The 13,970-nt window shown below is 73.0% G+C and carries 10 protein-coding genes; 9 read left to right on the top strand and 1 reads right to left on the bottom strand.

Annotated features, from left to right (window positions below; genetic code table 11):
- Positions 1-173: 173 nt before the first annotated feature.
- The 6 genes from AC07FJ_RS32315 to AC07FJ_RS32290 all read left to right on the top strand — a co-directional run bounded on the left by AC07FJ_RS32315 (position 174) and on the right by AC07FJ_RS32290 (position 9,721).
- The gene (locus AC07FJ_RS32315) at positions 174-1,493 is read left to right on the top strand and encodes an FAD-dependent oxidoreductase (RefSeq protein ID WP_479052760.1); all 1,320 of its coding nucleotides are present in this window, start codon (positions 174-176) and stop codon (positions 1,491-1,493) included.
- A gap of 15 nt (positions 1,494-1,508) precedes the next feature.
- On the top strand, positions 1,509-2,390 hold the full coding sequence (locus AC07FJ_RS32310; RefSeq protein WP_479052759.1) for an alpha/beta fold hydrolase: 882 nt from the start codon (positions 1,509-1,511) through the stop codon (positions 2,388-2,390).
- A gap of 32 nt (positions 2,391-2,422) precedes the next feature.
- Positions 2,423-4,081, top strand: coding sequence for an MFS transporter (locus AC07FJ_RS32305; RefSeq protein ID WP_479052758.1), 1,659 nt, complete (start codon positions 2,423-2,425; stop codon positions 4,079-4,081).
- Positions 4,082-4,092: 11 nt separating this feature from the next.
- A complete protein-coding gene (locus AC07FJ_RS32300) occupies positions 4,093-5,655 on the top strand; it encodes an aspartate aminotransferase family protein (protein WP_479052757.1) in 1,563 nt (520 codons plus the stop codon).
- A 352-nt stretch (positions 5,656-6,007) separates the two neighbouring features.
- Entirely contained in the window at positions 6,008-7,822 is a 1,815-nt protein-coding gene (locus tag AC07FJ_RS32295) for an AfsR/SARP family transcriptional regulator (protein ID WP_479052756.1), read from the top strand.
- Positions 7,823-8,083: 261 nt separating this feature from the next.
- Complete coding sequence (locus AC07FJ_RS32290) at positions 8,084-9,721, top strand: FAD-binding oxidoreductase (RefSeq protein WP_479052755.1); 1,638 nt, start codon at positions 8,084-8,086, stop codon at positions 9,719-9,721.
- A 213-nt stretch (positions 9,722-9,934) separates the two neighbouring features.
- On the opposite strand, the gene AC07FJ_RS32285 is transcribed toward AC07FJ_RS32290, so the two are convergent.
- On the bottom strand, positions 9,935-10,702 hold the full coding sequence (locus AC07FJ_RS32285; protein ID WP_479052754.1) for an SDR family oxidoreductase: 768 nt from the start codon (positions 10,700-10,702) through the stop codon (positions 9,935-9,937).
- Positions 10,703-10,845: 143 nt separating this feature from the next.
- Here AC07FJ_RS32285 and AC07FJ_RS32280 point away from each other — a divergent pair, with 143 nt between their 5' ends.
- From AC07FJ_RS32280 to AC07FJ_RS32270, 3 genes are all read left to right on the top strand, one after another.
- Positions 10,846-11,691, top strand: coding sequence for an NAD(P)H-binding protein (locus AC07FJ_RS32280; RefSeq protein WP_479052753.1), 846 nt, complete (start codon positions 10,846-10,848; stop codon positions 11,689-11,691).
- 241 nt (positions 11,692-11,932) lie between these two features.
- Complete coding sequence (locus tag AC07FJ_RS32275; RefSeq protein ID WP_479052752.1) at positions 11,933-13,522, top strand: acyl-CoA carboxylase subunit beta; 1,590 nt, start codon at positions 11,933-11,935, stop codon at positions 13,520-13,522.
- A gap of 32 nt (positions 13,523-13,554) precedes the next feature.
- Complete coding sequence (locus tag AC07FJ_RS32270) at positions 13,555-13,839, top strand: acyl-CoA carboxylase epsilon subunit (RefSeq protein WP_479052751.1); 285 nt, start codon at positions 13,555-13,557, stop codon at positions 13,837-13,839.
- The last annotated feature ends 131 nt before the right edge of the window (positions 13,840-13,970 follow it).

The raw sequence follows: 13,970 nt of genomic DNA, 5'->3' as shown, positions 1-13,970 counted from the left end.
GCGTGGGGGAAGGCCGATGACCCACGCGTTGCCGCACGGTGGGCGGCCGGTGGGACGGGACTGGATACCTTCTTACGCGGGCTCACGCGATATGAAGTCACGGCAGTTCTTCGGCGAGTTCGTCGTGGCCCCGCCCCGGGAATCCCCAGCGAATTCAAGGAGATCGAATCGCCATGATCAACGATCGGGAAGGCCGCGCGATAGTGCTCGGCGGCAGCATGGCGGGACTGTTCGCGGCACGTGCGCTGTCCGAGACCTTTGCCGAAGTGGTCATCGTGGACCGCGACGAGCTCACCGGCCCCGGCGACCTGCGCCGCGGCCTGCCGCAGGGCCACCACCTGCACGGCCTGCTGGCCCGCGGCCAGCAGATCACCGAGGAGTACTTCCCGGGGATCACCGACGAGATGAGGGCCGACGGCGCCCAGACCGGCGACGTCGCCGGCGACGTCCGCTGGATCATCAACGGCAAGCGCCTGGTGCAGGTCGAGTCCGGCCTCGTCGCCCTCACCTCCAGCCGCCCCTTCCTGGAGCGGCACGTCCGCGACCGGGTGCTGGCCCTCGACGGCGTCGGCGTCCTGGAGAACGCCACCATCCTGCGCCTGCGCACCGAGGCGGACGGCCGCGAGGTCACCGGGGTCGTCGTCACCCGCGACGGCGCCGAGGAGACCCTCGACGCCGACCTCGTCGTCGACGCCACCGGCCGCGGCTCACGCACCTCCGTCTGGCTGGAGGAGCTGGGCTACGAGGCCGTGCCCGAGGAGAAGCACAAGATCGGCCTCGGCTACACCACCCGCTACTACCGCGTGCCCGACGAGGCGTTCGAGGGCAACATCTCCATCAACACCGTCGCCTCCGCCGGCATCCCGCGCGGCGCCATCTGCCAGAAGATCGACGGCGACCGCGCCATCGTCACCGCGTACGGCATCCTCGGCGACCACCCGCCCACCGACCCCGAGGGCTTCATCAGCTTCATCAAGTCCCTCGCCGCGCCCGACATCCACGAGGTGCTGCAGGTCTCCGAGCCGCTCGACGACCCGGTCGCCTACAAGTTCCCCACCAACCTGCGCCGCCACTACCAGCGCATGACGGACTTCCCGTCCGGCCTGCTCGTCATCGGCGACGCCGTGTGCAGCTTCAACCCCAGCTACGCGCAGGGCATGACCGTCGCCGCGATGGGCTCCCTCGTGCTGCGCAAGCACGTCGCCGAGAACCGACGCCCGGACGCCCTCGCGTACTTCCGCGACCTGGCGACGGACGCGGTCGACGGCTGCTGGGAGATGGCCGTCGGCGCCGACCTGAGCTTCCCCGAGGTCGAGGGCGAGCGGACCCCCGAGGTCCAGGCCGCCCACGCCTTCATCGCCCAGGTCCAGGACGGCGCCGCCCGCGACGCGGCCGTCGCCCGCGCGTACTCCCGCGTCATCGGCCTGGTCGACCCGCCGTCGGTCCTCCACGACCCCGAGATCGAGGCCGCCCTCGCCGGACCGCGGAACTGACGGGCGGCGACCACCATGCAGATCACCCTGGACGACCTCGTCTTCGACGTCGCCGTCGACGGACCGCTCGACGGCGAACCGGTCCTGCTGCTCCACGGCTTCCCGCACAACAAGGAGTCCTGGACCGAGACCGCCCCCCTCCTCCACGCGGCCGGGCTGCGCACCATCGCCCCCGACCAGCGCGGCTACTCGCCCGGCGCCCGCCCCGCGGACGTCGACGCCTACCGGCTGCCGCACCTGGCCGCCGACGCGCTCGGCGTCCTCGACCGCCTCGGCGTCGAGACCGCCCACGTCGTCGGACACGACTGGGGCGCCGCCGTCGCCTGGTACCTGGCCGCGAAGCGGCCCGACCGGGTGCGCACCCTGACGGCCCTCGCCATCCCCCACCTGGACGCCTACCAGCACGCGTACCGCGTCGACGAGGAGCAGCAGCGCAGCTCCCAGTACGTGAAGTTCCTCGTGTCGGACGGCGCCGCCGAGCACTTCCTCGCGGACGGCGCCGCGCAGCTCCACGCCTGGTTCACCCAGGCCGGCGAGGGCGTCCTGACGGACGCGCAGATCGCGCGGTACGTGACGACCCACACGCGCCCCGGCACCCTCGACGCGGCCCTCAACTGGTACCGCGCCAACGACCTGCTCGGTGACCCGCTCGACTTCGGCCCGGTCACCGTGCCCACCACGTTCGTCTACAGCCGCACCGACACGGCCGTCAGCGAACTGGCCGTCGAGCACACCGCCCGGCACGTCACCGGCCCCTACCGGCTGGTGACCCTGGACGAGACCTCGCACTGGCAGCCGCAGCAGGACCCCACCACCATCGCCGCCGAGATCACCGCCCGCGTGCGGACCCACGGCACGGCCGAACCCGCGCCCGCGGCGCCCCCCGCGACGTACTGAACCATCAGGCAGAAGAAGGGACCCCCTCACTCATGTCCTCCAACACCGCACCCGCGGCGGAGCTGCGGGCCGGACCACGCGAGTGGCTCGGACTGCTGGTGCTGCTGCTCCCGGTCACGCTGATGACAGCCGACCTGGGCGTGCTGTGGCTGGCCACCCCGTACCTCGCGGCCGACCTCCAGCCCAGCAGCTCCCAGCTGCTGTGGACCACCGACATCTACGGCTTCATGACCGTCGCCTTCCTGGTGGTCATGGGCACGCTCGGAGACCGGCTCGGCCGGCGCCGGCTGCTGATCCTCGGCTCCCTCGGCGTGATCGCCTCCTCGCTGCTCGCCGCCTACGCGACCAGCCCCGAGGTGCTCATCGTCGCCCGCGGCCTCCTCGGCGTGGCCGGCGCCGCCGTCCTGCCCTCCACCCTCTCCCTGATCAGCCACATGTTCGCCGACGCCAAGCAGCGCGCCACGGCGATCGCCATGTGGGTGACCTCCCTCTCGGTCGGCATCGCGATCGGCCCCGTCATCGGCGGCGTCCTGCTGGACGTCTGGTGGTGGGGCTCGGTGTTCCTCATGGGCGTGCCGGTCATGCTGGTGCCGCTGCTCCTGGCGCCCGTGCTGCTGCCCGAGTACCGCGACCCGAACCCGGGCCGCATGGACCTCGCCAGCGTCGTGCTGTTCCTCGCCGCGATGCTGCCGATCGTCTACGCCGTGAAGAAGTTCGCCGAGGACGGCTGGTCCACCGTCAACTTGGTGGCCATCGTCGCCGGAGTCGTCCTCGCGGTGGTGTTCGTCCGCCGGCAGAACGGCCTCGAGACGCCCCTGCTCGACATGCGCCTGTTCCGCGGCCGCGCCTTCACCGGCGCACTGCTGACCCTGCTGTTCGGCATGATGGCGCTCAACGGCGTCGAGTACCTGGTGCCCCAGTACCTGCTGGTGGCGGGCGGGCTGAGCCCGCTGGCGGCCGGTCTGTGGCTGCTGCCCGGCGCGGTGGGCCTCATCGTCGGCTCCCAGCTGACCCCCGTGCTCGCCAAGCGGATGCGCCCGGCGTACGTCATCACCGCCGGCCTGCTGGTCACCCTGGTCGGCTTCGCCCTGACCGTCGCCGCCGACGGGGACAAGGACGGTGTCGTACCGGCCTCGATCGGCCTGGCGGTCGTCATGTTCGGTGTCGCCCCGATCAGCGTCCTCGGCACGGCCCTCGCCGTCGGCTCGGCGCCGCCGGAGAAGGCCGGTGCCGCCGCCGCGACCGGGCAGACCGCCTACGACCTGGGTCTCGCCCTGGGCATCGCGGTCACCGGCAGCGTCGCCGTCGCCGTCTACCGCGGCGACGTCGCCGAGTCCGCCCCGGCCGGCATCCCGGCCTCGGCCGCCGAGGCCGCGCGCGACTCGGTGGGCGGTGCCACCGCCGCCGCGGAGTCGCTCCCGGCGGAGCAGGCGGGCCAGCTCGTCGCCGCCGCGCGGGACGCCTTCACCGCCGGCTTCCACATGACGGCCTGGGTCAGCGCCGGGCTCGCGGTGCTGACGGCCGTCATCGTCCTCGCCCTGCTCCGGCAGATCCCGGCGATCGGCAGCGAGGCCGCCCCGGAGGCCGACGAGGGCGCTCCGGACTCCGCCGAGGTCCCGGGCGAGGCCGCCGCGCAGGCCGGCGCGGGGGCCCCCGCGGGCGCCCGCGAAGAGACCGTCACCACGGCCTGAAGGGGCGTCAGATGACCGAGAACACCACCCCGCACGCCGCGGGATCGGAGTACGCCGAGCCCTTCCTGCTCGAGGTACTCGCCTCCGGCGGCCTCGACGCCGAGTACGTACGCGGCGAGCGCAACACCCTCTACCTGCGCGGCGAGAACGGCGACGAGATCCCCGTCACCGACTTCGTCGGCGGCTACGGCTCGCTGATGCTCGGGCACAACCACCCCGAGATCAACGCGTATGCCAAGGAGCTGCTCGACGGCGGGACCCCCGTCCACGCGCAGTTCTCCCGCCACCCGTACGCCAACGACGTGGCGGCCGCGCTCAACCGCATCATCCAGCGGGAGCGCGGCGACGACGAGTCGTACTACGCCATCTTCGCCAACAGCGGCGCCGAGGCGAACGAGGCGGCCATGAAGCACGCCGAGCTCGACCGCGGCCTGCGCGTGGCGGCGCTGGCCGAGGAGATCGACGGGCACCTCACGGAGGTGACCGCGCGGGTCGCCGCCGGCACCGCCGTCCTGCCCGCCGGGCTCGCCGACTCCGCGGAGGAGCTGGCCGCCGAGGTGCGCCGCCGCAACGAGGCGCAGTTCACCCGGCAGCCGCTGTTCCTGGTGCCCGAGGGCGGCTTCCACGGCAAGCTCGCGGGCAGCGTCCAGCTGACCCACAACGAGGTCTACCGGCTGCCGTTCCGGGCGCTGGCCGCGCAGGCGCGATTCGTGCCCCGCGACCAGCCGGGGGCGCTGCGCAAGATCGTCCAGGAGGAGCGGGCCACGGTCCTCGACCTGGCGGTCGAGGGCGGCGAGGTCCAGCTCGTCGAGCGGGACTTCCCGCTGTTCACGGCGTTCGTGCTGGAGCCGGTCCTCGGCGAGGGCGGCATCCACGAGCTGACCCCCGCGTTCGCGGAGGAGATCCAGCAGGTGTGCGCCGAGACCGGCATCCCGCTCGTCATCGACGAGATCCAGACCGGCATGGGCCGCACCGGAACCTTCCTGGCCGCCACGCGGCTCGGCCTGAAGGGCGACTACTACACCCTCGCCAAGAGCCTCGGCGGCGGCATCGCCAAGGCCGCGGTGATGCTGGTCCGCAGGCCGCTGTACCGGGGTCAGTTCGAGCTGGCCCACAGCTCGACCTTCGCCAAGGACAGCTTCTCCTGCCTCGTCGCGCTGAAGGTGCTGGAGCTCATGGAGGCGGACGGCGGAGCCGTGTACCGCACGGCCGCCGAGCGCGGGGAGCGGCTGCTCGCCATGCTGCGGTCCGTCCGGGACGACTTCCCCGAGGTCGTCAAGGACGTCCGCGGGCGCGGGCTGATGCTCGGGCTGGAGTTCCACGACCAGTCGGGTGCGGCGGCCGAGCCGCTGCGGCAGGTGGCGCTGAGCGGGTTCTTCGGCTACTTCGTGGCCGGGCACCTGCTGCGCGCGCACCGCGTCCGCGTCTTCCCGACGTCCAGCGCCGTCAACACCCTGCGCTTCGAGCCGTCCGTGTACCTCACGGACGAGGAGATCGGCCGGCTGGAGACGGGGCTGCGGGACGTGTGCGCCGTCATCCGCGACACCGACGGCGCCGCCCTCGCCCCCCAGTGAGGCACCATCCTCGCCGCGTGGTGATCCGTTAACAGACCGTCCGGTCTGGTTTTCGGTGGCGTAGATCACCTCGCGGCCACCTCGCCACCGCATCACCTCGCCTCTCGACTCCCGGCTATCGGGGGTTGGCGGAACCCCCAGAGGGCCCGGACTTCTTCCCAGTCCGGGCCCTCTGGCCTGCTGTTTTGACGCGACGTCACCGGTGGTGCGGAGCTGTCGGCGGCGTCCGGGCGTGTCGTCCGCATAGTCGATCGGCGTATGTCTCTTTGACAAACCGGACTGCTGGTTTGTAATCTCCGGGTCAAGTGGCAGAGCCCATCGGCTCGGACGTGGGGGAGACATGCGCTTTCGGATGCTGGGACCGCTCGAAGTCACATCGGACGACGTACCGGTCCCCCTCGGGGGGACGAAGCAGCGCGCGACCCTGGGCTATCTGTTGCTCCAGGCCAATCAGGTCGTCCCCACCAGCCGCCTCCTGTCGGCCCTCTGGGGCGCCGACAACGCTCCCGCGACCGCCCGCAAGATCCTGCAGAACGCGGTCTGGAGCCTGCGGGGCCTGCTGGGGACGCACGCCCCGGCCGGGGGGTCCTCCGCGGAACTCGTCACCCGTGTACCGGGCTACATGATCTGCGTCGAACCCGACCGGGTCGACCTCCACCTCTTCCGCATGTGGGTCGCGCAGGGCCGCGCCAAGCTGGCCGCCGGCTCCCCGGACGAGGCCCTGGCCCTGCTGTGCCGCGCGCTGGAGCTGTGGCGCGGCCCGGTCCTCGCCGACCTCGTCGAGATCGGCATCATGTGGCCCGAGCTGACGGCCGTGCAGAATGCCCGCCTCGACGTCCTGGAGGACTACTTCGAGGCCCGGCTGAGCTGCGGCCAGCACTACGCCGTCATCGGCGAGATCGAGGCCACCGTGGAGGCGGAGCCGCTGCGCGAGCGCAGCTCCGGCCAGCTGATGCTCGCCCTGTACCGGTGCGGCAGGCAGGCCGACGCCCTCGGCGTCTACAACCGCATCCGGGCCACCCTCATCGAGGACCTCGGCCTGGAGCCGGGACACGAACTGCGCCGCCTGCAGCAGGCGATCCTCGCCCAGGATCCCGCCCTCGACCTCCTGGACGTCCCGGTGTTCGGCGGCGGTACCGCCCTCGGCACCGGCCCGGCCGCCGCCGACGGAGGCGCCGCGCCATGGGCGGAGAGGCACCGTCCGCTCACCAGGGTGTCACCCGCCGCGCCCGCCCGGGACCACGGCAGGACCGTGCCGCCCACCACCCGGCCCGGCACGCAACCCGCCACCCCGGCCACCCCGGCCGGCCCGGTCGCGGCCGCCGCCAGGCCCCGCCCCCTGACCGGCGCCCCGGGCCTTTCCGGCGCCCCGGGTGCGGCCGCCCGGCAGGGCCGTGTCAACGGCGGTCCGCCCGCCCAGCTCACCGAACGGCCCGCCCCCGGCCGGCCCGCCCCGGCCCGCGCCGTGCCCCCGCCGCACGGTCCGCGCCCCGGCGCCGCCCCGGTCCGTACGGCCGCGGCCGCCCGGCCGGTCGCGGCACGCCGCCCGGTCCCCGGGCAGGGCACCGGCATGGTGACGGAGCGTCAGCGCCTGAGCGTCCTCCTCGCCCGCACCCGGGTCCCCGGGCCCCTGCCGGGCGGCGGCCTCACGGCGTACCCCGAAGAGCTCATGGACGAGCTGCTGGAGTGCGCCAGCGCCACCGCCCAGCGGCAGATCGAACGGTTCGGCGGCGAGCCCGTCGCCACGATAGGTCCGGTCACCCTGGGGGTCTTCCGTACCGAGAGCGACGACGGCGCCGCCCTGCGGGCCGTCCGCGCCGCCGCGGCCCTGCGCGAGGCGCTGGCCGCACCCGGCGGCACCGGCGCGTACCCGGCCCGTCCGCAGTCGCGCCGCGGCGTCGTCCTGCACGCCTCCGTCGCCACCGGTCAGGCGCTCGTCCGCTTCCACCCGGGGGAGGCCCTGCCGCCCTCCGTCAACGGCGCCCTTCTGGACCTCTGCCAGGGCCTGCTGAGCACCGCCCCCGCCGGCACCATCCAGGTCTGCGACACCACCCGCGCGGCCACCGCGTCGGCCGTCGCCTACACCCCGGTGGAAGGACAGCCGCGCACCTGGCGCGCCGTCGACGTCCTCGCCCACAGCCGCGCGGCCCGCGCCCGCGCGATGTGAACGGCCCGCCGGGGCGCCGGCCGAGCCGGCGTTCCGGCATTTCAAACGGGGCACACAAATGGAATTGGTCAGGGGTTACCCGACGGTGGGAACTGGCCTATAACGTTCGGCGCCATTGGGGCTGAACGTCATGAAACCCATGCCACCTCCGCGTGAGGAACGGCTGTGGTTGTCGAGTTCCGTACCCATGCGGTTCGAACCCACACCCCCACAGCGAAATCCGCAATTCCCGGAATCACATCCTCACGGAGGTACCTCGCAATGACCGGACTTTCCCGCCGGGTGTTCCTGCGAAACAGCGCGGTAGCCGGCGGCGCCGCCGCCCTGGCCCTCCCGGCCATCGGCGGCTGGGCGGGCGAGGCGTACGCCGACACGCCCACCCCGGCCGAGGCCGTGGCCGGCGAGGCGCTCGTCAAGGTCACGCCCGACGACCCGCGCTACGCCTCGCTCGTCACCGGTGCCAATGGCCGCTGGATCGGCACGCCGGCCTACGTCCTCGTGGCCAAGACGGCCGACCAGGTCGTCCAGGCCGTGCAGGAGACCCTCGACCAGGGCCTGCGCTTCACCGTGCGCAGCGCCGGCCACTGCTACGAGGACTTCAGCACCAACCCGGAGATACGCGTCCTCATCGACGTCTCCGCCATGACGGCCATCGGCTACGACTCCACGCGCCGCGCGTTCGCCATCGAGCCCGGCGCCCGGCTCGGCTCCGTCTACGAGACGCTCTACACCAACTGGGGCGTCACCCTGCCGGGCGGCACCTGCCCGTCCGTCGCCGTGGGCGGCCACGTCCCCGGCGGCGGTTACGGCCCGCTGGCCCGCTCGCACGGCGTCACCGTCGACCACCTGGCCGCCATCGAGATCGTCGTCGTCGGCGCCGACCGCAAGGCCCGCAAGGTCGTCGCCACCTGCGCCCAGGACGACCCCAACCGCGAGCTGTGGTGGGCCCACACCGGCGCGGGCGGCGGCAACTACGGCATCGTCACCCGCTACTGGTTCCGTACCCCGGGCGCGACCGGCGCCGACCCGGCCGCGCTCCTGCCCAAGGCCCCCCGGGAGCTGATCCTCTCCGAGGTCGCCTTCTCCTGGACCGGCATGACCGAGGCCGCGTTCAGCAGGCTGCTCTACAACTTCTCGGCGTGGCACGCGGCGAACCAGTCGCCCACCGCTCCGTACGCCAAGCTCTTCAGCGCCATCAAGCCGCGGCACCGCTCGGCCGGCGAGTTCCTGATGACCACCCAGATCGACTCGGCCGTGCCGGACGCCGACAAGCTCCTCGACGACTACCTCGCCGCGATCGTCGCCGGCACCGGCCTGACGTACCGCGTCGACACCCGCAAGCGCGTCGACTGGCTGTACAACGTGCTCAACTGGCCGGGTCTCGGCGGCAGCGGCTTCGAGGGCAAGGGCCGCTTCAAGGCCAAGTCCGCCTACCTGCGCAAGCCGTTCCCCGCGGCCCAGCTCAAGGCGTTCTGGAAGCACCTGAACCGCACCGACTACAACAACCCGGCCGCCCTCGTGGAGATCGCCGGTTACGGCGCCAGGGCCAACCAGCTCGCGTCCAGCGCCACGGCCACCGCCCAGCGCGACTCCATCATCAAGATGCTCTTCATCGACCTGTGGGCCACCGAGGCCGAGGACGCCCAGAACATCGCCTGGGTACGGGAGTTCTACCGGGACGTCCACGCCGCCACCGGGGGCGTCCCGCGGCCCGGCGGCGTCAACGACGGCGCGTTCATCAACTACGCCGACTCCGACCTGGCCGACCCGGCGCTCAACACCTCCGGCGTCCACTGGGGCACGCTCTACTTCAAGGACGGCTACAGCCGCCTCCAGACGGCCAAGCGGACCTGGGACCCCCACAACCTCTTCCGGCACGCGCTCAGCATCAAGCCCTGACCCCGCGGCCTCCGGCTGACGGAGCGGGCCTTCGGACGGCGAGGCGAACCCTCGGCGACCGGAGGCCCGCTCCGGCGTTCACCGGCCGCCCGCGGGCCCCTCGCACACGGGAAGGGGCACACGAAGGAGCCGCCCCCTCCCCTCTCTGCGAGGGGGAGGGGGCGGCTGGCTTCCGCGTGCGGGACGGAAGAAGGCCCCTCTGTGCCGAACCGGTCAGATGCCCAGGCCGGAACCCCCGCTCGCGTCGATGTTCTGGCCGGTCACCCAGCGGGCGTCGTCCGAGGCGAGGAAGGTCACCACGTCGGCGACGTCCTCGGGCTGGCCGACCCGGTTGAACACCGAGAAGCCGGCGGCGTGGGCCTTGGCGGCCGGGTCGGCCATCCACGGGTGGATGTCCGTCTCGATGGTGCCCGGCGACACCGCGTTGACGGTGATGCCGCGGGAGCCCAGGGTCTGGGCCAGCGTCAGCGTCAGGACCTCCAGGGCGCCCTTGGTCGCCGCGTAGGAGGTCATGCCCGGGAAGGCCACCTTGGTGACACCGGAGGAGATGTTGATGATGCGGCCGCCGTCACGCAGCCGCTCCAGGCCCTTCTGGATGATGAAGAACGGGGCCTTGGCGTTGACCGCGAACACGCGGTCGTAGTCCTCCTCGGAGACCTCGTGGATGAGGCCCGGGCCGGCGACGCCCGCGTTGTTCACCAGGATGTCCAGGCCCGGGGTGTCCGCGTACTGGCCGATGCGGGCGTCGAACTCCGCCCACAGGGCGGCGGCGTCACCCGGGACACCGAGCTCCGAGCGGAAGGCGAAGGCGCGGCCGCCGTCGGCCTCGATCGCGGTCACCGTCTCCTTGGCGGCGGCCTCGTCGCTCGAGTAGGTCAGCGCGACCAGCGCGCCCTCCTTCGCCAGCCGCTTGGCGATGGCACGCCCGATGCCCCGGCTGCCGCCGGTGACCAAAGCCGTCTTGTTCGTGAGGGCAGTCATGCAGGGAACTCCCAATTCTCTCGACCGTGGCGACCTCTGATGCCAGGGCCGCGAATGCGATCGTCCTCCGGTGCCCTCACCGCCCGCCCATTCCCGGCCCATCGCCCGGTCTGCGCACGCGATCGCGGAATTAGTCTCCGGCCATGACCTACGAACCCGTTCTCGTGATCGGCGGCACCGGAAAGACCGGGAGCCGCGTCGTACGGCAGCTCACCGAGCGCGGCGTGCCGGTGCGCTCCGCGTCCCGCAACGCCGAGCACCGCTTCGACTGGCTGGACGAGTCCACCTGGGGCCCCGCCCTCGACGGCGTCCGCGGCGTGTACATCGTCCAGCTCGACGGCGCCAACAGGACCGGCGCGTTCGTCGAGGCGGCGGCCCGCGCCGGGGTGGAGCGCCTCGTCCTGCTGTCCGCGCGCGGCGTGGACACCCCCGGCTACTACGGCTCCGCCGCCGAGACCAGCGAGGACTTCCTCGCCGGCGAGGCCGCCGTCCGGAACAGCGGCCTGGACTGGACGGTGCTGCGGCCCGGCTGGTTCGCCCAGAACTTCAGCGAGGGCTTCTTCAACGACGGCCTCCTGGCCGGGGAGTTGCGCCTCCCCGCCGGTGACGGCGCCGCCAGCTGGATCGACGTCGAGGACATCGCCGCCGTCGCCGTCGCCGCCCTCACCGAGAAGGGCCACGCCGGCCGCACGTACGAGCTGTCCGGGCCCGCGCCCGTGACCCTCGCCGAGGTCCTGGAACTGATCCGGGAGGCCACCGGCCGTACCGTCCGCTACACGCCGCTCACCGCCGACGAGTTCGTCGCCGAGCTCGTCGGGCAGGGCGTCGCCAAGCCGGACGCGGAGCTGTGGGCCGCGGCCATGTACCCGATCGCCCAGGGCTTCGAGCGGAAGGTGTCGGACGGCGTCCGCGAGGCCCTCGGCCGCGAGCCGCGCGCCTTCGCCGCCTACGCGGCCGACGCCGCGGCGGCCGGAGCCTGGCGCGCCTGACGCGCCGGGGGAGCGGCCGCCCCCGCCCGGCACCCGGCGCTCACCGGGCGGGGCGCGGCCGCCTCGCACGGTCGCCCCCGCCACGTGGGGCCCGACGGCGGTTCAAGGCAACCTCAAGAAGACCTGTAGCGGAATTTCCCACTATGAGTGGTATGCCGAGGCGCACGCCCGGTGCACGGTGTTCCGCGCCGCCCGGCGCGTCGACGAGAACCACCTTCCCCCGCATCTGGAAAGGACAGGCATGAGCATCCTTGAGGAACGGCCGCCCAGCCCCTCGCCCGCGTCGATGGCCGGGCGGGTGGCGGAGCTGGCGGACCTGCGCGAGCAGGTGCTGGCCGGCCCCAGCGCGCAGGCCACCGAGGCGCAGAAGAAGAAGGGCAAGCTCACCGTCCGCGAGCGGCTGGAACTGCTCTTCGACAAGGGCACGTTCACCGAGACCGAGCCGTTCCGCCGGCACCGCGCCACGGGCTTCGGCCTGGAGGCGCGCAAGCCCTACAGCGACGGCGTGGTGACCGGCTGGGGCCTCGTCGACGGCCGCACCGTCTTCGCGTACGCCCACGACTTCCGCATCTTCGGCGGCGCGCTCGGCGAGGCGCACGCCCAGAAGATCCACAAGCTGATGGACCTCGCGGAGAAGGCCGGCGCCCCCATCGTCGGTCTCTGCGACGGCGCGGGCGCCCGTATCCAGGAGGGCGTCACCGCCCTCGCCGGCTACGGCGGCATCTTCCAGCGCAACGTCCGCAACTCCGGTGTCATCCCGCAGATCAGCGTCATCATGGGCCCCTGCGCGGGCGGCGCCGCGTACTCCCCGGCGCTCACCGACTTCGTCTTCATGGTGCGCGGCACCTCGCAGATGTTCATCACCGGCCCCGACGTGGTGCAGGCGGTGACCGGCGAGCAGATCACCCAGGACGACCTGGGCGGCGCCGACGTCCACGCCGGCACCTCCGGCGTGGCCCACTTCGCGTACGACGACGAGGAGCACTGCCTGGAGGACGTGCGCCACCTGCTGTCGTACCTGCCGTCCAACAACCGCGAGCTGCCCCCGTCGGAGCTGGCCGACGACCCCGCGGACCGGCGCAACGAGTCGCTGCTCGACCTCGTGCCCGCCGACCCGAACCGGGCCTACGACATGCACGCCGTCATCGAGGAGATCGTCGACCACGGCGACTACTTCGAGGTGCACGGACGCTGGGCGCCCAACATCATCTGCGCGCTCGCGCGGCTCGGCGGCCAGGTCGTCGGCATCGTCGCCAACCAGCCGCAGACGCTGGCCGGCGTCCTCGACATCGAGTCCTCGGAGAAGGCCGCGCGCTTCGTCCAGATGTGCGACGCCTTCAACATCCCGCTGGTGAGCCTCGTCGACGTGCCCGGCTTCCTGCCCGGCGTCGACCAGGAGCACGGCGGCGTCATCCGGCACGGAGCCAAGCTGCTGTACGCGTACTGCAACGCCACCGTGCCGCGCATCTCCCTGGTGCTGCGCAAGGCGTACGGCGGCGCCTACATCGTGATGGACTCCCGCTCCATCGGTACGGACATCGCGCTGGCCTGGCCCACCAACGAGATCGCCGTGATGGGCGCCGAGGGCGCGGCGAACGTGGTGTTCCGCCGCGAGATCGCCGCGTCCGACGACCCCGACGCCACCCGCGCGGCCCGTATCGAGGAGTACCGCCGGGAGCTCATGCACCCCTACTACGCCGCGGAGCGCGGTCTGGTCGACGACGTCATCGACCCCGCCGACACCCGTTCCGCGCTCATCGGCGCGCTGGCCATGCTGCGCGACAAGCACGCGCCGCTGCCCACGCGCAAGCACGGCAACCAGCCCCAGTGACGCCGGACGACCGGCCGGCCCGAGGAGGAACCATGGCGGTACGAGCGGTGAGCGCGGTGAGCGATCTGCCGGAGGAGGCCACGAGCCAGGTGTGGCGCATCACGGGCGGGTCGCCCACCGCCGAGGAGGTGGCCGCGGTGGCGGCGGTCCTGTCGGCGGTGCTGGCGGCCCGCGCGGAGGAGGCGGCCCGCGAGGCCCGGGAACGCGACGGGGCCCGCCGCCGCAACGGAGCCCCCTGGCTCCCGTCGGCGGCCCGCCGAAGGGCGGCCACCTCCTGGGCCGCGGCCCACGCCCCGACCTGGCGCGACGCGGCCTGACGCACACGGGCCGCCGCCGACGGGGCGGCGTCACCACAGCAGCGGGGGGGGGGGGGGGGGGGGGGGGGGGGGGGGGGGGGGGGGGGGGGGGGGGGGGGGGGGGGGGTGGGGAGGGTGGCTTGTATGTGGGA

The organism is Streptomyces sp. NPDC045998, assembly GCF_056430285.1.
The sequence above is the reverse complement of the archived record's forward strand: the minus strand, read 5'-3'. Positions and strand labels throughout refer to the sequence as shown.